Genomic DNA, 21,459 nt, shown 5'->3' with positions numbered 1-21,459 from the left:
TCGGCCTGCCCACGATGAATGTGCTTTCGCCAGGAAGCCAGGCGTCCGAGTGTGAGGCTGCATCGCAAGGAGTTTAGATGAGTGCCGATAACGCCTACGCGGTCGAGCTGAAGGGACTGACCTTCAAGCGCGGTGCGCGCAGCATTTTCAATAACGTCGATATCCGTATCCCACGGGGCAAGGTCACCGGCATCATGGGGCCTTCCGGGTGTGGCAAGACCACGCTGTTGCGCCTGATGGGCGCACAGTTGCGGCCGACTGCCGGCGAAGTCTGGGTAAACGGCCAGAACCTGCCGAAATTGTCTCGAAGCGATTTGTTCGATGCACGCAAGCATATGGGCGTGCTGTTCCAGAGCGGTGCGTTGTTCACCGACCTGGACGTGTTCGAGAACGTCGCGTTTCCACTGCGGGTTCACACCAAGCTGCCGGAAGAGATGATCCGCGACATCGTCCTGCTCAAGTTGCAGGCCGTAGGCTTGCGTGGCGCAATCGACCTGATGCCCGACGAACTGTCCGGTGGCATGAAGCGCCGTGTCGCGCTGGCGCGGGCAATCGCGCTCGATCCACAAATTCTCATGTACGACGAGCCCTTTGTCGGTCAGGACCCGATCGCCATGGGTGTGCTGGTGCGCCTGATCCGCCTGCTCAACGACGCCCTGGGTATCACCAGTATCGTGGTTTCCCACGACCTGGCAGAGACTGCGAGCATCGCCGACTACATCTATGTAGTGGGTGAGGGGCAGGTTCTGGGGCAGGGCACGCCGGACGAACTGATGAATTCGGACGATCCGCGGATCCGCCAGTTCATGACAGGCGAACCTGATGGCCCGGTCGCATACCACTTTCCAGCGACGGATTACCGCGCAGATCTTCTGGGGAAGCGTTGATGCGCAAGATTTCACTGATAGAACGTGTACGCCGGTTCGGCGCGGCGGCGATCGATGCCGTTGCGGTGTTCGGGCGCGCGACGTTGTTTCTGTTTCATGCCTTGCTCGGCCGTGGCGGCATTGGTGGCGGCTTCAGCCTGCTGATCCGGCAATTGCATTCGGTGGGCGTCATGTCCCTGGTGATCATCGTGGTCTCCGGGGTGTTCATTGGCATGGTGCTGGCGCTGCAGGGTTTCAACATCCTGTCCAGCTACGGCTCGGAGCAGGCGGTCGGGCAGATGGTTGCGCTGACGCTGCTGCGTGAACTGGGGCCGGTGGTTACCGCGCTGCTGTTCGCCGGGCGTGCGGGCTCTGCCCTGACGGCCGAGATTGGCAACATGAAGTCCACCGAGCAGTTGTCCAGCCTGGAAATGATTGGCGTCGACCCGCTCAAATACATCATTGCCCCGCGCCTGTGGGCCGGCTTCATTTCCCTGCCGGTGCTGGCGATGATCTTCAGCGTGGTGGGTATCTGGGGTGGTTCGTGGGTGGCCGTCGACTGGCTGGGAGTCTATGAAGGTTCTTACTGGTCGAACATGCAGAACAGCGTGACGTTCTCTGAAGATGTGCTCAACGGCATCATCAAGAGTGTCGTCTTCGCCTTTGTCGTGACCTGGATTGCCGTATTCCAAGGCTATGACTGCGAGCCCACTTCCGAGGGGATCAGTCGTGCCACTACCAAGACCGTTGTATACGCCTCGTTGGCGGTACTCGGCCTGGACTTTATTCTGACCGCCTTGATGTTTGGAGATTTCTGATGCAAAACCGCACCCTGGAAATCGGTGTCGGCCTTTTCTTGCTGGCTGGCATCCTGGCTTTGCTGTTGCTTGCGTTGCGGGTCAGTGGCCTGTCGCCGAGCACAACAACCGATTCTTATAAACTTTATGCATATTTCGACAATATCGCCGGTTTGACGGTCAGAGCTAAAGTGACCATGGCCGGTGTGACCATCGGCAAGGTCACTGCGATCGATCTGGACCGCGACAGTTTCACCGGCCGGGTGACCATGCAGCTGGACAAGAGCGTCGATAACCTGCCGACGGACTCCACTGCATCTATCCTGACCGCTGGGCTGTTGGGCGAGAAGTACATCGGCGTCAGCGTTGGTGGTGAAGAAGCACTGCTCAAGGATGGCGGGATCATCCACGATACGCAGTCGTCGCTGGTGCTCGAGGACCTGATCGGTAAATTCCTGCTCAACACCGTTAGCAAAGAAGCCAAATGAGGAGTTGTTGAATGATCTCTACCTTGCGACGTGGCCTGTTGATTTTGCTCGCGGCAGTGCCGCTGATGGCTAACGCCGTGGCGGCGCCGTCGGCGCACGATCTGGTTCAGGACACCACCACCCGGTTGCTGGCCGACCTGGCTGCCAACAAAGCAAAGTACAAACAGGACCCTAACGAGTTCTACAATGCCCTGAACAGCATTGTCGGGCCAGTGGTCGATGCCGATGGCATCTCCCGCAGCATCATGACCGTGAAGTATTCACGCAAGGCATCGCCTGAGCAGATGCAGCGCTTCCAGGAAAACTTCAAGCGCAGCCTGATGCAGTTCTATGGCAATGCCTTGCTGGAGTACAACAACCAGGGCATCACCGTTTCCCCTGCCAAGGACGAGAGCGGCAACCGCACCAGCGTCGACATGCAGGTCAAGGGCAGCAGCGGTTCGATCTACCCTGTGTCCTACACGCTGGAAAAAATCAACGGCGAGTGGAAAGTCCGTAACGTCATTATCAACGGTATCAACATCGGCAAGCTGTTCCGCGATCAGTTCCAGGACTCGATGCAGCGTAATGGCAATGATCTCGACAAGGTGATCAACAACTGGGCCGGCGAAGTCGCCAAGGCCAAGGAAACCACCGACCAAGCTGCCGAGAAGAAGACCCAATGAGTGAGTCGGCCGTCCAGATGAATGAATCCGGCGAACTGCATCTCAGTGGTACGCTGGATTACCGCAGCGGCCCGGATCTGCGCAAGCAGGGCCAGGCGCTGATCAAGGCCAGCAAGGCTGCGGCGCTGGTGGTTGATTGTTCGCAGGTGGTGAAGTCCAGCAGTGTCGGCTTGTCGTTGCTGCTGTGTTTCATGCGTGACGCCCAGGCCGCCGGCAAGGCCCTGAGCATCCGCGCGATGCCCGAAGATATGCGCGAAATCGCTCAGGTCAGTGAATTGACCGAGTTATTGGCGCATCCCTAACCGCATCTACAGGGAAGCCCCCCGTCAGAGTCCTGCTTAGCGGGGTTCGCAGGCGCGGGGCTTTTTTGTATGATGTCCGACCCGCGCGCACAAGGCGCCGATTGAGGTTGAGCATGCAGGCCGTAGAAGTGAAGAGCTTCCTTGAAGGAAAGCTGCCAGGCACTAAGGTGGAAGTTGAAGGCGAAGGCTGCAATTTCCAGCTGAACCTGATTAGCGATGAACTGGCGGCGTTGAGCCCGGTGAAGCGTCAGCAGCAGGTCTATGCCCATTTGAACCCATGGATCACCGATGGCAGCATCCATGCGGTCACTATGAAATTTTTCAGCAGCGCGGCCTGGGCCGAGCGCACCTGAGCCCAAGGGCGTCGAGATTCTTATGGATAAACTGATTATTACTGGTGGCGTTCGTCTTGATGGCGAAATCCGCATCTCCGGGGCAAAGAACTCTGCCCTGCCGATCCTGGCTGCCACGCTGCTGTGCGATGGCCCGGTTACCGTTGCCAACCTGCCGCACCTGCACGACATCACCACCATGATCGAGCTGTTCGGCCGCATGGGCATCGAGCCGGTGATCGACGAGAAGCTCAGCGTCGAAATCGACCCGCGCACCATCAAGACCCTGATCGCCCCGTACGAACTGGTGAAAACCATGCGTGCGTCGATCCTGGTGCTGGGCCCGATGGTGGCCCGTTTCGGTGAAGCCGAAGTGGCACTGCCTGGCGGTTGCGCCATCGGCTCGCGTCCGGTTGACCTGCACATCCGTGGCCTCGAAGCCATGGGCGCGGTCATTGACGTGGAAGGTGGCTACATCAAGGCCAAGGCGCCTGAAGGTGGCCTGCGCGGCGCGCACTTCTTCTTCGACACCGTCAGTGTGACCGGTACCGAAAACATCATGATGGCCGCCGCACTGGCCAAGGGCCGCAGCGTCCTGCAAAACGCCGCTCGCGAACCTGAAGTCATCGACCTGGCGAACTTCCTGATCGCCATGGGCGCCAAGATTTCCGGCGCTGGCACCGACACCATCACCATCGATGGCGTCGACCGTCTGCACCCGGCCACCTACAAAGTGATGCCGGACCGGATCGAAACCGGTACCTACCTGGTGGCTGCTGCCGTTACCGGTGGGCGTGTGAAGGTCAAGGACACTGATCCGACCATCCTCGAAGCGGTTCTTGAAAAACTCAAGGAAGCGGGCGCGGAAATCACCTGCGGCGAAGACTGGATCGAGCTGAACATGCACGGCAAGCGGCCAAAAGCCGTGAACGTGCGGACTGCTCCGTACCCGGCGTTCCCGACCGACATGCAGGCGCAGTTCATCTCGCTCAACGCCATTGCCGAAGGCACCGGTGCCGTGATCGAGACGATCTTCGAAAACCGCTTCATGCACGTTTACGAACTGCACCGCATGGGCGCCAAGATCCAGGTCGAAGGCAACACTGCCATCGTTACCGGCACCGAGAAGCTCAAGGGCGCGCCAGTCATGGCCACCGACCTGCGCGCCTCCGCCAGCCTGGTGATCTCCGCGCTGATCGCGGAAGGTGACACCCTGATCGACCGCATCTACCACATAGACCGTGGTTACGAGTGCATCGAAGAAAAACTGCAGATGCTCGGCGCCAAGATCCGCCGCGTACCGGGCTAGTCCCTGCTGCATGGGCGCAGGGAAGCGCCCGTTGGATTTGTTCAAATCGAGGTTGTCTTTCAATTGATGAGATAACCTCGATGTATGTCTGGCGCCGATTGCGACCGGGCATGAGTACCTTGATTAAGGACTGACGTTTCCCATGTTGACCATTGCACTGTCCAAGGGCCGCATTCTTGACGACACCCTGCCGCTTCTGGCTGAAGCGGGCATCGTGCCGACCGAGAATCCGGACAAGAGCCGCAAGCTGATCATCCCCACGACCCAGCCCGACGTCCGTTTGCTGATCGTGCGCGCCACCGACGTGCCGACTTATGTCGAGCATGGTGCCGCTGACCTGGGCGTCGCCGGTAAAGATGTGCTGATGGAGTATGGCGGCCAGGGCCTGTATGAGCCTTTGGACCTGCGAATCGCACTCTGCAAGCTGATGACTGCGGGCCGTGTCGGTGATGTCGAGCCCAAGGGTCGTCTGCGGGTGGCGACCAAGTTCGTCAACGTGGCCAAGCGTTACTACGCCGAGCAGGGCCGTCAGGTCGACATCATCAAGCTCTACGGCTCGATGGAACTGGCGCCGCTGATCGGTCTGGCAGACAAGATCATCGACGTAGTCGACACCGGCAATACGCTGCGGGCCAACGGCCTGGAGCCGCAGGATTTCATTGCCGACATCAGCTCCCGGCTGATCGTCAACAAAGCTTCGATGAAAATGCAGCACGCCCGTATCCAGGCGTTGATCGACACCCTGCGCAAGGCAGTGGAGTCTCGACACCGCGGCTGATTCACCTGCGCGACCTTGAGTCGCGCCCGTCTATCCGCCTCATAGCCAGAATCTCAGGTGCCCAAGCGGAAACGACTGCTAAGTTAGGGCGCCTGAGTTTTTGCCATTCCTATGAGGCTCTCGCTATGACCGCACCGACTGCAATTCGCCGACTCAACGCTGCTGACCCGGATTTCGCGCATCATCTGGATCATCTGCTGAGCTGGGAAAGTGTGTCTGACGACTCGGTCAATCAGCGGGTGCTGGACATCATCAAGGCCGTGCGCGAGCGTGGCGATGCTGCGCTGGTGGAGTTCACCCAGAAGTTCGACGGCCTGGAAGTTGCCTCGATGGCTGACCTGATCCTGCCGCGCGAGCGCCTGGAACTGGCGCTGACGCGCATCACCATCGCTCAGCGCGAAGCGTTGGAAAAAGCCGCCACTCGGGTGCGCAGCTACCACGAGAAGCAGAAGCAGGATTCCTGGAGCTACACCGAGGCCGACGGCACCGTGCTGGGCCAGAAAGTCACGCCGCTGGACCGCGCGGGCCTGTACGTGCCCGGCGGCAAGGCGTCGTATCCGTCTTCGGTGCTGATGAACGCAATTCCGGCCAAGGTGGCGGGCGTGACTGAAGTGGTCATGGTGGTTCCAACCCCGCGTGGTGAAATCAACGAACTGGTGCTGGCGGCGGCGTGCATCGCCGGGGTCGACCGTGTATTCACCATCGGTGGCGCCCAGGCCGTTGCCGCCCTGGCCTACGGCACTGAAAGCGTGCCCAAGGTCGACAAGGTCGTCGGCCCCGGCAACATCTATGTCGCCACCGCCAAGCGGCACGTGTTCGGCCAGGTCGGCATCGACATGATTGCCGGTCCGTCGGAGATTCTCGTGGTCTGCGACGGCCACACCGATCCGGACTGGATCGCCATGGACCTGTTTTCCCAGGCTGAGCACGACGAAGACGCCCAGGCGATTCTGGTCAGCCCGGACGCCGAGTTCCTCGACAAAGTGGCCGCGAGCATCAACAAACTGATGCCGACCATGGAGCGTGCCGAGATCATCGAAACCTCGATCAATGGTCGTGGTGCGCTGATTCTGGTCGAAGACATGAACCAGGCAATCGAAGTGGCCAACCGCATCGCTCCGGAGCACCTGGAATTGTCGGTGGCCGATCCGCAGGCCTGGCTGCCGCTGATCCGTCACGCGGGCGCGATCTTCATGGGTCGTCACACCTCCGAAGCCCTGGGCGATTACTGCGCAGGCCCCAACCACGTGTTGCCGACTTCCGGCACCGCGCGGTTCTCCTCGCCGCTGGGTGTGTACGATTTCCAGAAACGCTCATCGATCATCTTCTGCTCCGAGCAGGGTGCTTCCGAACTGGGCAAGACCGCCTCCGTGCTGGCCCGTGGCGAGTCGCTGACCGCTCACGCCCGCAGCGCCGAATACCGCATCGTCGACCCGCAGAAGGGGAACTGAACATGAGTAAATTCTGGAGCCCCTTCGTCAAGGACCTGGTGCCTTACGTGCCCGGCGAGCAGCCCAAGCTGACCAAGCTGGTGAAACTCAACACCAATGAAAACCCGTACGGTCCTTCGCCCAAGGCCCTGGCGGCGATGCAAACCGAACTGAACGACAACCTGCGTCTTTATCCCGATCCGAACAGCGATGTGCTCAAGCAAGCCGTCGCCCGTTATTACGGAGTGCAGGCTAACCAGGTATTCCTCGGCAACGGTTCCGATGAAGTCCTGGCGCACATTTTCCACGGTTTGCTGCAACACGACAAAGCAGTGCTGTTCCCCGACATCAGCTACAGCTTTTACCCGGTGTACTGCGGGCTCTACGGCATCAAATTCGACGCGGTGCCGCTGAACGAACAGTTCCAGATCAACCCCGCGGACTACGCCAGGCCGAACGGCGGGATCATCTTCCCCAACCCGAACGCGCCGACCGGTTGCCTGCTGGCACTGGATGCGGTGGAGCAAATCCTCAAGGCCAGCCCGGATACGGTGGTAGTGGTGGATGAGGCCTACATCGACTTCGGCGGCGAAACGGCCATCAGCCTGGTGGATCGCTATCCGAACCTGCTGGTGACCCAAACCCTGTCCAAGTCCCGCTCACTGGCTGGCCTGCGCGTGGGGTTGGCGGTGGGGCATCCGGATCTGATCGAGGCACTGGAGCGAATCAAAAACAGCTTCAACTCCTATCCGCTGGATCGCCTGGCGAATGTCGGGGGCGCGGCGGCGTTCGAGGATCGCGAATACTTCGACAAGACCTGCCGGTTGGTCATCGAGCACCGTGAGTGGGTCGTTGCACAATTGGAGGGGAAGGGTTTTGAAGTGCTGCCATCGGCGGCGAACTTCATTTTCGCCCGTCATCCGCAGCATGACGCAGCGGGTCTCGCGGCCAAACTGCGTGAGCAAGGCGTGATCGTCCGGCACTTCAAGCAGGAGCGGATTGCCCAGTTCCTGCGGATCTCCATTGGTACGCCTGAGCAGAATCAGGCGCTGATCGACGGCCTCGGCGACCTCTGATCCATCCCTGATACTGTGGGAGCGAGCTTGCTCGCACCCACAGTGTTTGGTGTTGCGGCTACTCTTCTTCTTTCTCTTTGACCGGCGCAGGCGGCGGACGCAAGCCGATTTCGGCGGTGAGCTTGATCTCCTTGCCGTTACGCATCACCTGGATGGTCACCTTGTCCGTTGGCTTGATCCGCGCGACCTGATTCATCGAGCGGCGGCCATCGCCAGCCGGTTCTCCATCGATCGCCAGAATCACGTCGCCCAGTTGCAGGCCGGCTTTTTGCGCCGGGCCATCGCGGAAAATGCCTGCCACTACGATGCCAGGGCGTCCCGACAAGCCAAACGACTCTGCCAGCTCCTGGGTCAGGGGCTGCACTTCGATGCCGAGCCAGCCGCGAATCACCTGGCCGTGTTCGATGATCGACTTCATCACTTCCATCGCCAGCTTGACCGGGATAGCAAAGCCGATGCCCTGGGAGCCGCCCGACTTGGAGAAGATCGCCGTGTTGATCCCGGTCAGATTGCCGTTGGCATCAACCAGCGCGCCACCGGAGTTGCCGGGGTTGATCGCAGCATCGGTCTGAATGAAGTCTTCGTAGTTGTTCAGGCCCAGCTGGTTACGGCCAGTGGCGCTGATGATGCCCATGGTCACGGTCTGGCCGACGCCGAACGGGTTGCCGATGGCCAGCGCCACATCGCCGATACGGATATTGTCGGAGCGCCCGACGGTGATCGACGGCAGGTTCTTCAGGTCGATCTTCAATACCGCGAGGTCGGTTTCCGGATCGCTGCCGATCACCCGGGCCAGGGTTTCCCGGCCATCCTTCAGGGCCACGACAATCTGGTCGGCGCCGCTGGTGACGTGATTGTTGGTCAGCAGATAGCCTTCAGGGCTCATGATCACACCCGAACCCAGGCTCGATTCCATGCGTTTCTGCTTGGGCGAGTTGTCGCCGAAGAACCGGCGAAACTGCGGGTCCTCGAACAGCGGGTGATTCGGCTTGTTGATGACTTTGGTGGTGTACAGGTTGACCACCGACGGGGCGGCCGTGGTCACCGCGTCGGCATAGGACACCGGACCTTGCTGCACGCTGGTAGTTTGTGGGGCTTGCTGCAGGTTCACATCGAGGCTTGGAAGCCCGACCCACTGCGGGTAACGCTGGATGATCAACAGAGCGATAAGCACGCCGGCCAACAGCGGCCAGCCGGAAAAACGCAGCGCCTTGAGCATTAAGCACGTCCTGAATGGTTGCAGGCGGTATGAGACCGCCCATAATGTCGCGCATTATACGAGGCCGCGCGCGCCTCTGAACGGGATATTTAGGAGTCTTTTATGGCCGTCGCCTTGAGCACCCTGGTCGAAGAAGCCGACCGTTACCTCAGCAGTGCCAAAATTGCCGATTACTGCCCCAACGGGTTACAGGTCGAAGGTCGGCCGCAGGTGATGCGCATCGTCAGCGGCGTCACCGCCAGCCAGGCGTTATTGGATGCCGCGGTCGAAGCCCAGGCCGACCTGGTGCTGGTGCATCACGGTTACTTCTGGAAGGGCGAGAACCCCTGCGTCACCGGCATGAAGCAGCGTCGCCTGAAAACTCTGCTCAAACACGACATCAGCCTGTTGGCCTATCACCTGCCACTGGACCTGCATCCGGATGTCGGCAACAACGTTCAGCTCGCCCGTCAGCTGGACATCACCGTGGAAGGCCCGCTGGACCCGGATAACCTGAAGATCGTCGGCCTGGTTGGCTCCCTTAATGAGCCAATGACTCCGCGGGACTTTGCCCGTCGAGTGCAGGAAGTCATGGGTCGCGAACCGCTGCTGATCGAAGGCAGCGCGATGATACGTCGAGTCGGCTGGTGCACCGGCGGCGGCCAGGGCTACATCGACCAGGCGGTGGCGGCTGGCGTCGACCTGTACCTGAGTGGCGAAGCCTCCGAGCAGACCTTCCACAGTGCCCGGGAAAACGACATTAGCTTCATCGCCGCCGGCCACCACGCCACCGAGCGTTATGGCGTGCAGGCGCTGGGCGACTACCTGGCACGACGCTTTGCCGTAGAGCACATCTTCATCGATTGCCCGAATCCGATCTGATTGAAACACGATGCCTTGTGTAGGAGCTGCCGAAGGCTGCGATCTTTTGATCTTGAAAATCAAAGTCAAAGGATCGCAGCCTTCGGCAGCTCCTACAGGGTGGGCTTTCAATTTGTCAGGGGTGAGGAGCCCAAACGAGGGGGTATATTCATATACCCTTTCGATCTAGCCAGCGTCCTGATTAGAAGAGGTCGCTGTGCTAGGATTCCCCGCTCGAACACGGCCCGCTGGCCGTCCATAAGATCGTTTTCGTGAGTAGCCATGGTCGACAAACTGACGCATCTGAAACAGCTGGAGGCCGAAAGCATCCACATCATCCGCGAGGTCGCCGCCGAGTTCGATAACCCGGTGATGCTGTACTCCGTCGGTAAAGACTCCGCCGTGATGCTGCACCTTGCGCGCAAGGCATTTTTCCCGGGCAAGCTGCCGTTCCCGGTGATGCACGTCGACACCCGGTGGAAGTTCAAGGAGATGTACGCGTTCCGCGACCGCATGGTCGAAGAACTCGGCCTCGACCTGCTGGTACACGTGAATCCCGATGGTGTCGCCCAGGGCATCAACCCGCTGACCCACGGCAGTGCCAAACACACCGACATCATGAAAACCGAAGGCCTCAAACAGGCCCTGGACAAGTACGGCTTCGACGCCGCCTTCGGTGGTGCCCGTCGCGACGAAGAGAAGTCTCGCGCCAAAGAGCGTGTGTATTCCTTCCGCGACACCAAGCACCGCTGGGACCCGAAAAACCAGCGCCCGGAACTGTGGAACGTCTACAACGGCAACGTCAACAAGGGCGAATCCATTCGTGTGTTCCCATTGTCGAACTGGACCGAACTGGACATCTGGCAGTACATCTACCTCGAAGGCATCCCGATCGTGCCGCTGTATTTCGCCGCCGAGCGCGACGTCATCGAGATGAATGGCACCTGGATCATGATCGACGACGAACGCCTGCTCAATCACCTGAGCGACGAAGACAAGGCGCGCATCGTCAAGAAGAAAGTCCGCTTCCGCACACTGGGTGACTACCCACTGACCGGTGCGGTCGAGTCCGAGGCCACCAGCCTGACCGACATCATTCAGGAAATGCTCCTGACGCGAACTTCCGAACGCCAGGGCCGGGTCATCGACCACGATGGCGCAGGCTCGATGGAAGAAAAGAAACGTCAGGGTTATTTCTAAGGGGTTGTCATGTCGCACGTATCTGATTTGATCAGCGAGGACATCCTCGCCTACCTGGGCCAGCACGAACGCAAGGAAATGCTGCGCTTCCTGACCTGTGGCAACGTCGACGACGGCAAGAGCACCCTGATCGGGCGCCTGCTGCACGACTCCAAGATGATCTACGAAGATCACCTGGAAGCCATCACCCGCGATTCGAAAAAAGTCGGCACCACCGGTGAAGACATCGACCTGGCGTTGCTGGTCGACGGCCTGCAGGCCGAGCGCGAGCAGGGCATCACCATCGATGTCGCCTACCGCTATTTCTCCACCGCCAAGCGCAAATTCATCATCGCCGATACCCCTGGCCATGAGCAGTACACCCGCAACATGGCCACCGGTGCATCCACCTGTGACCTGGCGATCATTCTGGTCGACGCCCGCTACGGCGTGCAGACCCAGACGCGTCGCCACAGCTTCATCGCCTCGTTGCTGGGCATCAAGCACATCGTGGTCGCCATCAACAAGATGGACCTCAACGGCTTCGACGAAAGCGTGTTCGAGTCGATCAAGGCCGATTACCTGAAGTTCGCCGAAGGCATCGCGTTCAAGCCGACCACCATGGCCTTTGTGCCGATGTCGGCGCTGAAGGGCGATAACGTGGTGAACAAGTCCGAGCGCTCGCCGTGGTACACCGGCCAGTCGCTGATGGAAATTCTCGAAACCGTCGAAATCGCCAGCGACCGCAACTACACCGATCTGCGTTTCCCGGTGCAGTACGTCAACCGTCCGAACCTGAACTTCCGTGGTTTCGCCGGCACCCTGGCCAGCGGCGTCGTGCACAAGGGCGATGAAGTCGTCGTGCTGCCGTCGGGCAAGAGCAGCCGGGTGAAATCCATCGTCACCTTCGAAGGTGAATTGGAACACGCAGGTCCGGGCCAGGCGGTAACGCTGACCATGGAAGACGAGATCGACATCTCCCGCGGCGACCTGCTGGTGCACGCCGACAACCTGCCGCAAGTGACCGACGGTTTCGACGCCATGCTGGTATGGATGGCCGAAGAGCCAATGCTGCCGGGCAAGAAATACGACATCAAACGCGCCACCACCTACGTGCCAGGCTCGATCACCAGCATCGTCAATCGAGTTGACGTGAACACCCTGGAAGAAGGTCCTGCCAGCTCGTTGCAACTGAACGAGATCGGCCGGGTCAAGGTCAGCCTCGACGCAGCGATCGCGCTGGACGGTTACGCGAGCAACCGCACCACGGGTTCGTTCATCGTCATCGACCGCTTGACCAACGGCACCGTCGCCGCCGGCATGATCATCGCCCAGCCGTCGACTCATGGCAGCAGCACGCACCACGGCAAACTGGCACACGTTGCCACCGAAGAGCGCGCCCAGCGCTTCGGCCAGCAACCGGCCACCGTGTTGTTCAGCGGCCTGTCGGGTGCTGGCAAAAGCACCCTGGCCTACGCGGTGGAACGCAAGTTGTTCGACCTGGGCCGCGCAGTGTTCGTGCTCGACGGCCAGAACCTGCGTCACGACCTCAACAAAGGTCTGCCACAGGATCGCGCCGGCCGTACCGAGAACTGGCGCCGTGCCGCACACGTCGCGCGCCAGTTCAACGAAGCGGGCCTGCTGACCCTCGCTGCCTTCGTCGCACCGAGCGCCGAGGGCCGTGAACAAGCCAAGGACCTGATCGGCAAGGAGCGTCTGCTGACCGTCTACGTCCAGGCCTCGCCAACCGTCTGCGCCGAACGTGACCCGCAAGGTCTGTACGCTGCAGCGGGCGACAACATCCCGGGCGAATCCTTCCCGTACGACGTACCGCTGGATGCCGACCTGGTGGTCGATACCCAGTCGCTATCGCTGGAAGAAAGCGTCAAGCAAGTGCTCGATCTGCTGCGCCAGCGTGGCGCTATCTAAGCGTTAGCTGCTGAAATAAAAACCCGCCGATGAGCGATCATCGGCGGGTTTTTTTTGTCCTTGAGATCGTCATCGCGAGCAGGCTCACTCCTACATAGTGATTTCCATGGGATACATATTTTGTGTTCGCTGAAAATCCAATGTAGGAGTGAGCCTGCTCGCGATGACGATCTCTAAGACGCCCTATTTCTCCCCGCTCGATAATCACAAAGTGTTTACCCTCCAAATATTGCCTACAACCCAATGTAGTCCTCGGAATTAGGAAGTTGTAGGAAAAGTATTTTAAAACCTTTTCCTACGCAGCGCTGGATAATTGATCATCAGTCAAAAGATTAGTATTACAACGCGCTCGGAATTCAAGAACTACCATCCCCGTAACTTCACGAGTACGGTTTCCTTCCGCAACATTTCTTTACTAGGGAGGGTGCAAATATGCAGAGGATGCCGAGTAAAAAAACTACAAACACCACGTATTCAATTTTATTATTGCTTGCGTTGCTGTCGACATTGTTTTCGTTTTCAGTCCAGGCAAGTATTGATGAAGGTCGTGCAACACTGTTGGCCGTCTACCAAGAGGCACTGTCGAATGACGCCCAGCTCTTAGCCGCCAGGCACCACTATGAATCCCTCAAGGAAAAAGTCCCTCAGGCCCGCGCCGGTTTATTACCAACTCTGAACTCTTCAGTACGATCCGCCGCCGTTACCCAGGAGGCATCCTCGACAAGCCGCTCCCGCACCGATTCGGTGTTCCAGGCCAATCTTATACAACCAGTGTTGCGAACCGATCGCTGGTTTCAGCTGGACGCCGCGCAAGCCACAGTGACCAAGGATCAATTCGAGCTGCTGGCGAAGGAGCAACTGCTGATTCTCAGCGTGGCGCAGGCCTACTTCGAAACCCTGCGAGCGCTGGACAGAGTGGCCGCTACCAAAGCCGAAGAAACCGCGCTCCAGCGGCAACAGCTTCAGGCCCAGGGACGGCTGGCCAACGGCGCGGCCAACTTAACCGATGTGCTGGAAGCCAAAGCGGCGCATGACAATGCCACCGCTAATCGCAAACTCGCGGAGCGCAAGGTGGGCGATGCATTTGGGCATTTGTCTCGACTGACCAATCGCGCTTACTCGTCGATTGAGGGTATCCGACATCAGCTGCCAATAGTGGCGCCAAAACCCGGCGAAGCGGACGCCTGGGTTGATCAGGCGGTACAACAGAACCTCAGTTTACAAGCCAGTGAACTCGCAGTGGTTGCTGCGGAACACTCCCTGCTGCAACGCAAGGCCGGGTTTGCCCCGACAGTCGACGCTGTTATTTCCTACCGAAAGGGCAATAGCGAGGCCATGGGCGGCCTTAATCAACGAGGAGATATCAGCCAGCGCAGCATAGCGCTTGAACTCAATATTCCGTTGTACTCGGGCGGCATGGTTCGCTCCCAAGTACGCGAAGCAACAGAGCAACTGACGCGTAGCCAATATGAAAAAGAAGACCGGCTGCGCGAAACAGTACTCACTACTCGCAATCTGCATCGCAGCGTTAATTCCGATGTCGAACAGGTAGTTGCGAGACGCCAGAGTATTCATTCCAGCCAGGCTTCGGTGCAAGCCAATAAGGTCGGCTGGCAAATGGGTTCTCGTAACTTCTCGGATGTTCTGAATGCGCAACGCCAGCTCTACACAGTCGTCAGGGAATATAACAATGCTCGTTACGACTTCATTATCAATACCCTGAAGTTGAAACAAGCGGCAGGGCTGCTGAGTCCGGCCGATCTGAAAAGTCTCAGCGCTTATCTGTCCAGCAATTACGATTTTGAACGGGACTTTCTTCCTCCAGAAGGTTTGCGCACGAATTTGCCATTGATTGACAAGGATGCCTCATGAACGAAGATGAAATGCCCGAACGAGCGGACACGCTCGCTCAGATTGATACCGGTGTCGCATGCCTGGTCATGCTCGCCCGCTTCCATAATGTGGCGGCTTCGAGCGACCAACTTTGTCACCACCTATCGGCAAACTCGTGCGCGCTTGGCCACACCGAACTGCTCCTGGCAGCGCGCAAACTGGGCCTCAAGGCAAAGTGGGTCAACACCACCCTCGCTCGTCTGGAGCGCACGCCATTGCCCGCCATCGCGATGGATCGAGATGGCTCGTTCTTCATCATCGCCAAACTGGAGGCAGGTAAGGCGCTGATCCAGGATTCCCGCTGCAGCCGGCCATTGGTTATCCAGTTGGATCAGCTCGATGCCCGATGGACCGGCCGCTTGCTGTTGGTGCGATCCGAGTCGCCCAACCCCAGAGAGACCTCGCGCTTTGATTTCTCCTGGTTCATTCCAGCCATCGTCAAATATCGAAAGTTACTGGGCGAGATCATTCTGGTCTCTTTTGTACTGCAGCTTTTTGCGCTAGTGACGCCACTGTTTTTCCAGGTAGTCATGGACAAAGTTCTGGTGCATCACGGGCTGACCACCCTGGATGTCATCGCCTCAGGCTTGCTTGCCGTAATGATCTTCGAAACGGCGCTCAGCACGTTGCGTAGCTACGTGTTTGCCCACACCACCAGTCGCATCGACGTGGAGTTGGGGTCACGGCTTTTTCATCACCTCATTGAACTGCCCTTGGCTTATTTCCAGGCACGGCGGGTCGGCGACTCGGTGGCACGGGTGCGCGAGCTGGAAAACATCCGCAGCTTTCTCACCGGCAACGCCATTACCTTGCTCCTGGACGTGCTGTTTTCGGTGGTGTTCATCATCGTGATGTTTGCCTACAGCGGCTGGTTGACCTTGATAGTGTTGGTTTCGCTGCCACTCTATGTGCTGGTGTCGGTGTGCGTAACCCCATTGCTGCGGGCGCGGTTGCAAGACAGCTTCGCGCGTGGCGCGGAAAACCAGGCATTTCTGGTGGAGACCGTCAACGGCATCGACACCCTCAAGTCGATGGCCGTCGAGCCGCAAATCCGGCGGCACTGGGACAACCAGCTGGCGGCGTACGTCGCCGCCTGCTTCAAAACCCAGAACCTGTCTACAGTTGCCAATGAAAGCGTAGGGCTGATAGGCAAAATGGTCACTGTGGCAACGCTGTGGCTCGGCGCTCAACTGGTCATTACCGGGCAGCTGTCGGTGGGTGAACTGATCGCGTTCAACATGCTTGCCGGTCGCGTATCTCAACCCATCATGCGCTTGGCGCAATTGTGGACCAGCTTTCAGCAAACAGGCGTCTCGGTACAACGCCTGGGCGACATCCTCAATACGCCGACCGAGCTGTCCAACGCCACGCGCAGCACATTGCCGCCCCTCAAGGGCCGGGTGGAATTCGACCAAGTGCACTTCCGTTATCGCGCTGATGGTTCAGAAGTGCTGCGGGGCGTGAGCCTGCAGATCCAGGCGGGTGAGGTCATCGGCGTAGTTGGGCGATCGGGTTCCGGCAAAAGCACTCTGACCCGGTTGATACAACGCCTGTATGTCCCGGAGCGTGGCCGGGTGCTGGTGGATGGCACGGACCTGGCGCTGGCTGATGTTTCTTCGCTGCGGCGACAGATCGGCGTGGTATTGCAGGACAGCATGCTGTTCAACCGCAGCATTCGCGAAAATATCGCCCTCACCGATCCGGGAGCACCGCTGGAGTCAGTGATGGATGCCGCGCAAATGGCCGGCACCCATGAGTTCATCCTCGAGTTGCCGGAGGGCTACGACACCGTTGTCGGAGAGCACGGTGCTTCGCTGTCGGGCGGACAACGTCAGCGCGTGGCCATCGCCCGAGCACTGATGGGCAATCCACGCATCCTCATCTTCGATGAAGCCACCAGCGCCCTGGACTACGAGTCCGAGCGAATCATCCAGCAGAACATGCAGGCCATCTGTGAGGGACGCACGGTGATCATCATTGCGCATCGACTGTCTGCGGTCCGCGAGGCCGATCGCATCCTGGTGGTGGATCGAGGCCAGATCGTCGAGCAAGGCACACATGCCGAACTGCTGGCCGCACAGGCCGAGCACTACTGTCGACTGCATCACCTGCAAAAGGGCTGAGGTAGTTGGTGTTTTGATTCAAGGAGCGAACTTTCCATGAGTGCAAGTCTTGATCTTATGCAGCGTTACTGTGACGCCTGGCGCCAATCCTGGCGCGCGCGGCGGCAGATGGATGCACCCCAACGCCTGGCCCACGAAATACAGTTCCTGCCTGTCGCGCTGGAACTCCAGGATAAACCCGTACATCCCGCGCCCAGGATTTTCATCTGGGGCATCATGACATTCGCCCTGCTGGCGCTGCTGTGGTCATGCATTGGCAAGATCGAAATGGTCGCCATCGCACCGGGTAAGGTAGTGCCCAGCGGCAAGACCAAACTGATCCAGTCCAGTGAAACAGCGGTGGTCACGGCCATCCATGTCAGCGATGGACAGTTAGTCAGTGTGGGAGAGTTGCTGGTGGAACTCGACCCAACGGCGGCACTGGCAGACGTCAAACTCATCCAGAGCGATCTACTGGCAGCTCGAATCGACAGCGCCCGCAGCAAGGCAATGCTGGACGCCATCAATCACCAGCAAGCGCCGGCATCTTTGGTGGCTGCCATCCGCGACGCCAACCCCGAGCAAGTGCTGGCGGCGCAGCGCTGGCTCGAAGGGCAGTATCAGGAGTACCACAGCAGCCTTCAGTTGGTGGACGCCGAGATTCTTCAGCGCAGCGCGGAAATCCAGGCCGCCCGCGCCCAGGTCGCGAACCTGGTGCAAACCTTGCCGATCGCCACTCAACTGGCTGACGACTACCAGCGCCTGCTCGATCAGCAATACGTGGCTCGTCACGAATACCTCGACAAGGAACAGGCTCGCCTGGATTTGCAGCGGCTGTTGAAAGTGCAACAGGCCGCCGTACTGCAACACACCGCAGCGCAAACCGAAGCTCGCCGCCGCCGCGAAGGCGTAGTCGCCCAAACCCGAAAGTCCATGCTCGACCTGCAGCAACAGTCCGAGCAAAAAGTCGCGCGCCTGCTCCAGGAACTCGCCAAGGCCGATTACCAACAATCCCTGACTTTGCTCAAATCCCCAGTAGCGGGCCGGGTCCAGCAGCTGGCGATTCACACCATCGGCGGAGTAGTCACCCCGGCCCAACCCTTGATGGTCATCGTTCCAGGTAATCAGCCAGTGGAAGTAGAGGCTTCGCTGGAGAACAAGGACGTCGGTTTCGTTCGGGAGGGGCAGGCGGTAACGGTGAAGGTAGAGACGTTCACCTTCACTAAGTATGGAACGGTGGATGGCGAGGTGATTGGCGTTTCCAGTGACGCAATCGAGGATGAAAAGAAGGGGTTGGTATATAGCAGTCGTATCCGCCTGAAAGCCGATCATCTGGTGGTGAATGGGGAGAAAGTGCCGTTATCCCCAGGAATGTCGGTGACGGCTGAAATCAAGACAGATCATCGGCGGGTGATCGAGTTTTTCCTGAGTCCGTTGCAGCAATATGCGAGTGAGAGTTTGAGGGAGCGGTGAGTTGGGATTGGGGGTTCCTACACATTCTGGCTAGTGGCCCTGCGGTCAGAGGCGGTTCAGCTTTAAGGATTGTGAGGTATGGATGTAAGAACAATCCTTCTTTTTAATTTCTGAAGAGATTAAGTGAGAGGGATTTACGGAGTTGTTTAATGTCATTCCCTGGAAGAGCAAAGGGCGAGTTGTGCGGTTTAGAGCGTGCTAAAGGAGTAACTGTTTAGTTGATGGCACTCTGCTGTAGGGCTGTATCGTGTTGTTGATCTTTGTATGAATGATCCTACTGCAATATTGGCCAGTGCCGGAAATGGCCTACGTGATAATCGGAAGTGCGAATGGTGTTTTTTTTACCGGCGTAATACTAGGCTGTTAATTACTGATCCCGATAACGCATCGCAGGTTGTCGATTTTCCATCTGAGTGAGAAGGCCCAGTAAATGATTAGATCTTGGATAAAGTATTTTTTTTATTTTCTCGGGGGATGCGTCCTCTTGATCTCTTGTGGAATTTATTGGCTTAAGGGTGAGGCTCAAGAAGCTTGGGAAGTCATGGATCGATTCGGTGGGAATGAAGTAGTCGGAGACAGAAGCATTATTCCTGTTGGGATGGATGAAATTTATATGCGCTCTCTCCGCCTTAAGCTTGAGCCAGATGTCATGTATGACATTCGAGCTCTCAAACCATGCTCGGAATACAGCCAAAATTGCCTGATCCAAGACTCTGCCAGGATAAATTTGGACCTCATCAGTACAGGGATAGTGCTGAAAGATGCTGATGAGTTTTTAAAGAAATATAAAACGGACCCCGATTTTTTTGAAGGTGCTTGCCCTGTGATTTATGAAACAACAGCGATTATTAAGGAGCTTACAGGTCTGAGGCGTATGACAGATCGAAAAGCGCAGGCCAAGGAAACAATGGGCCGTATCACGAGAAATGGTGGGTTGACGTATTCTCTGGACACTCCCCAGTGCCTGATTTTTTTTCGGCAAAAACCTTACATGGCGAGGGCGTATTTAGGATATCTAGCTATGTTGATGAGTTTTGCGGAAGGCAGGTTTTCTGCGTCATCTCTTATTTTGTCGGAATTGCCAAGTATACGTTCGACTATTAGATAAAAAGCTAAACGATCATATCAGTGCGGTTTCGCGAATACGAAGGGTGGCGCGACAGAATTTCTCTCGAGTAGCGCTGTGTTCATGGTTCATTGCTTATTATGGGCTAGGAATTTTTTCTGGGAGTCGGGTCGTGGGCCCATTGCAAAGAAACTCGCCTGATGACTGTAAATGTGCAGTTTCGGGCAGAGTGTACCTCAGTTTGAGATGGAGCTGTCAGCGAAGGAATGTCATTTGATGGAGTATTTCGGTTTCAATGTTCTGAATGTTTATGTGAATTACCCATCGAAAGAAAGTCGTGCGCCAGCGCGTGCGGCCGCGAAAACCCGAAGACAATAATGTTGTCGTTCTTTGGGTTTTTCGGATCGAGAAGATAGATAATTATGATGAAGATGCAAACATTTTTCGCAGTAAACCGATTCATACCGTCGAGCGGGTACAAGGTTTCGATGGAACTATAGGATTCAGTCGTTTTGCAGGGGTTGATCTCCTTAGTGTATATGTGCATAACGGGTGGATTTTAATATCGTACGGTGCGTTTTTGATAACAAGTTTGGCATTTTGTACCAGTATTAGAATTCCTACAAAGATGTGAGAGAGATGGACAGGTTTGTGGTGGGTTTTTAATGAAAATAAAAATAGAAGGAGAAGTATATGGCGAGCATTCAATTAAATACAAGTCAAGTTGGAGGCTTCGGGAAATTAATGCAAGGAAAAAAGTGCCCAGAAGCATATGGGTTCTGAGAGATGTAGTCATGGAAGAAGCCTTGATCGCTAAGCGTGTGCGATATTCTTTAATAGCTAGGAGGCAAAATGATAATTTCATGCATCAAATACATACTTTGTTTTGTAGGGGCATTTGCGCTAATGGCTTTTTCCGTCATTTACTGGTTTGGTTCTGAAGCCAACGACGCTTGGTGGGTAATAGAACGATTTGGGGGGATGGAAATTATCAGTGATAAAAGCATAACTCCAGACGGAGCAGATGATATTTATATGAGGTCGCTAGTTTTAAAGCCGCCGAATACGTTAATAGATTATTTGGAATCATTTGAGCCTTGCGTGGAATTTAACCAGAATTGTATGACTAGGAATTCAGCGCTCATTAGCCTGCAACTAAATAAGGAAGGGCAGGTCAGGGATAACATGAATGACTACTTCGAAAGATATAAAACCGATGTTAAATTCTATGAGGGGGGGTGCCCGATTATATATGAAACAACCATGATTATGAAAGAGGTGGCATCCTTGAATGGCCTGTCTGCGAAGGAGTCAAAAAAAATCGCTCGCGAAAAGATAGATAAAATCAAGAAAGATGGAGGCTTGTTTTATTCGCTGGTAACTCCCGACTGTCAGCATTTTTTTCGCCAAAAACCTTATTTTGTCAGAGGCTACATCGGACATCTCACTTTTTTGATGGAAGCTGCGGAAGGGAGGTTCTCCGCTTCTTGGAGATTTTTAGGAGCTATGTCAAGTATTAAATCAACTTTGGTAGTGCCTGTGAAGTAACCCATTAGAATAATTAGGAGTTCTGACATGTATAAGTCGCAATCTGGTTCGCAATGCAATGCAATGCAATGCAATGCAATGCATTGGGGATTGGGTGAGTTCTGCAGAGAACAGATTTTCGGAGTGTTCGGCATATTTTCTAATTTATCAAATGAAGTTCGACTATT

Annotated in this window: 19 protein-coding genes; 18 read left to right on the top strand and 1 reads right to left on the bottom strand. The window is 57.0% G+C overall.

The features are described 5' to 3' along the window. Window positions 1-77 precede the first annotated feature (77 nt). The 10 genes from ORL50_RS12385 (at window position 78) to hisC (ending at window position 8,043) form a co-directional block, all read left to right on the top strand. Window positions 78-887, top strand: coding sequence for an ATP-binding cassette domain-containing protein (locus tag ORL50_RS12385; protein ID WP_266014926.1), 810 nt, complete (start codon window positions 78-80; stop codon window positions 885-887). Continuing rightward, the gene (gene mlaE / locus ORL50_RS12380; RefSeq protein ID WP_266014924.1) at window positions 887-1,684 is read left to right on the top strand and encodes a lipid asymmetry maintenance ABC transporter permease subunit MlaE; all 798 of its coding nucleotides are present in this window, start codon (window positions 887-889) and stop codon (window positions 1,682-1,684) included. The genes ORL50_RS12385 and mlaE overlap by 1 nt, the downstream gene beginning before the upstream one ends. After that, a complete protein-coding gene (mlaD, locus tag ORL50_RS12375) occupies window positions 1,684-2,151 on the top strand; it encodes an outer membrane lipid asymmetry maintenance protein MlaD (RefSeq protein WP_266014921.1) in 468 nt (155 codons plus the stop codon). The genes mlaE and mlaD overlap by 1 nt, the downstream gene beginning before the upstream one ends. An 11-nt stretch (window positions 2,152-2,162) precedes the next feature. Beyond that, window positions 2,163-2,816 carry an MlaC/ttg2D family ABC transporter substrate-binding protein gene (locus ORL50_RS12370; RefSeq protein ID WP_266014918.1) on the top strand — a complete coding sequence of 218 codons (654 nt, stop codon included), beginning with the start codon at window positions 2,163-2,165 and terminating at the stop codon, window positions 2,814-2,816. Continuing rightward, a complete protein-coding gene (locus ORL50_RS12365) occupies window positions 2,813-3,118 on the top strand; it encodes an STAS domain-containing protein (RefSeq protein ID WP_247290670.1) in 306 nt (101 codons plus the stop codon). Before ORL50_RS12370 ends, ORL50_RS12365 begins: the two co-directional genes overlap by 4 nt. Window positions 3,119-3,231: 113 nt before the next feature. Then, on the top strand, window positions 3,232-3,471 hold the full coding sequence (locus ORL50_RS12360; RefSeq protein ID WP_266014912.1) for a BolA family protein: 240 nt from the start codon (window positions 3,232-3,234) through the stop codon (window positions 3,469-3,471). A gap of 22 nt (window positions 3,472-3,493) precedes the next feature. Next, on the top strand, window positions 3,494-4,759 hold the full coding sequence (gene murA, locus ORL50_RS12355) for a UDP-N-acetylglucosamine 1-carboxyvinyltransferase (RefSeq protein ID WP_122837518.1): 1,266 nt from the start codon (window positions 3,494-3,496) through the stop codon (window positions 4,757-4,759). Window positions 4,760-4,901: 142 nt separating this feature from the next. After that, entirely contained in the window at window positions 4,902-5,537 is a 636-nt protein-coding gene (hisG, locus tag ORL50_RS12350; protein WP_007942738.1) for an ATP phosphoribosyltransferase, read from the top strand. 125 nt (window positions 5,538-5,662) lie between these two features. Continuing rightward, window positions 5,663-6,988, top strand: coding sequence for a histidinol dehydrogenase (gene hisD / locus ORL50_RS12345; RefSeq protein ID WP_266014901.1), 1,326 nt, complete (start codon window positions 5,663-5,665; stop codon window positions 6,986-6,988). A 2-nt stretch (window positions 6,989-6,990) separates the two neighbouring features. Beyond that, window positions 6,991-8,043, top strand: a complete 1,053-nt coding sequence (gene hisC / locus ORL50_RS12340; RefSeq protein WP_266014899.1) for a histidinol-phosphate transaminase — start codon at window positions 6,991-6,993, stop codon at window positions 8,041-8,043. A gap of 58 nt (window positions 8,044-8,101) precedes the next feature. Here hisC and algW read toward each other — a convergent pair whose 3' ends face one another. Beyond that, complete coding sequence (gene algW, locus ORL50_RS12335) at window positions 8,102-9,262, bottom strand: Do family serine endopeptidase AlgW (protein WP_266014896.1); 1,161 nt, start codon at window positions 9,260-9,262, stop codon at window positions 8,102-8,104. 102 nt (window positions 9,263-9,364) lie between these two features. On the opposite strand from algW, the gene ORL50_RS12330 reads away from it, so the two are divergent. The 8 genes from ORL50_RS12330 (at window position 9,365) to ORL50_RS12295 (ending at window position 21,292) form a co-directional block, all read left to right on the top strand. Then, window positions 9,365-10,123, top strand: coding sequence for a Nif3-like dinuclear metal center hexameric protein (locus tag ORL50_RS12330; RefSeq protein ID WP_266014893.1), 759 nt, complete (start codon window positions 9,365-9,367; stop codon window positions 10,121-10,123). A gap of 261 nt (window positions 10,124-10,384) precedes the next feature. Beyond that, window positions 10,385-11,302: a sulfate adenylyltransferase subunit CysD gene (gene cysD / locus ORL50_RS12325; protein ID WP_010463281.1), complete on the top strand. Its 918-nt coding sequence runs from the start codon at window positions 10,385-10,387 to the stop codon at window positions 11,300-11,302. Between the two features lie 9 nt (window positions 11,303-11,311). After that, complete coding sequence (gene cysN, locus ORL50_RS12320; protein ID WP_266014878.1) at window positions 11,312-13,210, top strand: sulfate adenylyltransferase subunit CysN; 1,899 nt, start codon at window positions 11,312-11,314, stop codon at window positions 13,208-13,210. Window positions 13,211-13,642: 432 nt separating this feature from the next. Beyond that, window positions 13,643-15,082: a TolC family outer membrane protein gene (locus ORL50_RS12315; RefSeq protein WP_266014876.1), complete on the top strand. Its 1,440-nt coding sequence runs from the start codon at window positions 13,643-13,645 to the stop codon at window positions 15,080-15,082. Next, window positions 15,079-17,226 (top strand): type I secretion system permease/ATPase, encoded by a 2,148-nt coding sequence (locus ORL50_RS12310; RefSeq protein WP_323055225.1) that lies wholly within the window; start codon window positions 15,079-15,081, stop codon window positions 17,224-17,226. Before ORL50_RS12315 ends, ORL50_RS12310 begins: the two co-directional genes overlap by 4 nt. Window positions 17,227-17,262: 36 nt before the next feature. Beyond that, window positions 17,263-18,678 carry an HlyD family type I secretion periplasmic adaptor subunit gene (locus ORL50_RS12305; RefSeq protein WP_266014873.1) on the top strand — a complete coding sequence of 472 codons (1,416 nt, stop codon included), beginning with the start codon at window positions 17,263-17,265 and terminating at the stop codon, window positions 18,676-18,678. A 430-nt stretch (window positions 18,679-19,108) separates the two neighbouring features. Continuing rightward, the gene (locus tag ORL50_RS12300; protein ID WP_266014870.1) at window positions 19,109-19,786 is read left to right on the top strand and encodes a hypothetical protein; all 678 of its coding nucleotides are present in this window, start codon (window positions 19,109-19,111) and stop codon (window positions 19,784-19,786) included. Between the two features lie 810 nt (window positions 19,787-20,596). Further along, on the top strand, window positions 20,597-21,292 hold the full coding sequence (locus tag ORL50_RS12295) for a hypothetical protein (RefSeq protein WP_266014867.1): 696 nt from the start codon (window positions 20,597-20,599) through the stop codon (window positions 21,290-21,292). Window positions 21,293-21,459 lie beyond the last annotated feature (167 nt).

The organism is Pseudomonas sp. RIT-562, from assembly GCF_026241895.1.
In the GTDB taxonomy this organism is placed as follows: Bacteria; Pseudomonadota; Gammaproteobacteria; order Pseudomonadales; family Pseudomonadaceae; genus Aquipseudomonas; species Aquipseudomonas mandelii_F.
The sequence above is the reverse complement of the archived record's forward strand: the minus strand, read 5'-3'. Positions and strand labels throughout refer to the sequence as shown.

Coding starts and splice junctions, on each gene's coding strand:
- ORL50_RS12385 (WP_266014926.1), top strand. CDS start 78: ATGAGTGCCGATAACGCCTACGCGGTCGAGCTGAAGGGACTGACCTTC.
- mlaE (WP_266014924.1), top strand. CDS start 887: ATGCGCAAGATTTCACTGATAGAACGTGTACGCCGGTTCGGCGCGGCG.
- mlaD (WP_266014921.1), top strand. CDS start 1,684: ATGCAAAACCGCACCCTGGAAATCGGTGTCGGCCTTTTCTTGCTGGCT.
- ORL50_RS12370 (WP_266014918.1), top strand. CDS start 2,163: ATGATCTCTACCTTGCGACGTGGCCTGTTGATTTTGCTCGCGGCAGTG.
- ORL50_RS12365 (WP_247290670.1), top strand. CDS start 2,813: ATGAGTGAGTCGGCCGTCCAGATGAATGAATCCGGCGAACTGCATCTC.
- ORL50_RS12360 (WP_266014912.1), top strand. CDS start 3,232: ATGCAGGCCGTAGAAGTGAAGAGCTTCCTTGAAGGAAAGCTGCCAGGC.
- murA (WP_122837518.1), top strand. CDS start 3,494: ATGGATAAACTGATTATTACTGGTGGCGTTCGTCTTGATGGCGAAATC.
- hisG (WP_007942738.1), top strand. CDS start 4,902: ATGTTGACCATTGCACTGTCCAAGGGCCGCATTCTTGACGACACCCTG.
- hisD (WP_266014901.1), top strand. CDS start 5,663: ATGACCGCACCGACTGCAATTCGCCGACTCAACGCTGCTGACCCGGAT.
- hisC (WP_266014899.1), top strand. CDS start 6,991: ATGAGTAAATTCTGGAGCCCCTTCGTCAAGGACCTGGTGCCTTACGTG.
- algW (WP_266014896.1), bottom strand. CDS start 9,262: ATGCTCAAGGCGCTGCGTTTTTCCGGCTGGCCGCTGTTGGCCGGCGTG.
- ORL50_RS12330 (WP_266014893.1), top strand. CDS start 9,365: ATGGCCGTCGCCTTGAGCACCCTGGTCGAAGAAGCCGACCGTTACCTC.
- cysD (WP_010463281.1), top strand. CDS start 10,385: ATGGTCGACAAACTGACGCATCTGAAACAGCTGGAGGCCGAAAGCATC.
- cysN (WP_266014878.1), top strand. CDS start 11,312: ATGTCGCACGTATCTGATTTGATCAGCGAGGACATCCTCGCCTACCTG.
- ORL50_RS12315 (WP_266014876.1), top strand. CDS start 13,643: ATGCAGAGGATGCCGAGTAAAAAAACTACAAACACCACGTATTCAATT.
- ORL50_RS12310 (WP_323055225.1), top strand. CDS start 15,079: ATGAACGAAGATGAAATGCCCGAACGAGCGGACACGCTCGCTCAGATT.
- ORL50_RS12305 (WP_266014873.1), top strand. CDS start 17,263: ATGAGTGCAAGTCTTGATCTTATGCAGCGTTACTGTGACGCCTGGCGC.
- ORL50_RS12300 (WP_266014870.1), top strand. CDS start 19,109: ATGATTAGATCTTGGATAAAGTATTTTTTTTATTTTCTCGGGGGATGC.
- ORL50_RS12295 (WP_266014867.1), top strand. CDS start 20,597: ATGATAATTTCATGCATCAAATACATACTTTGTTTTGTAGGGGCATTT.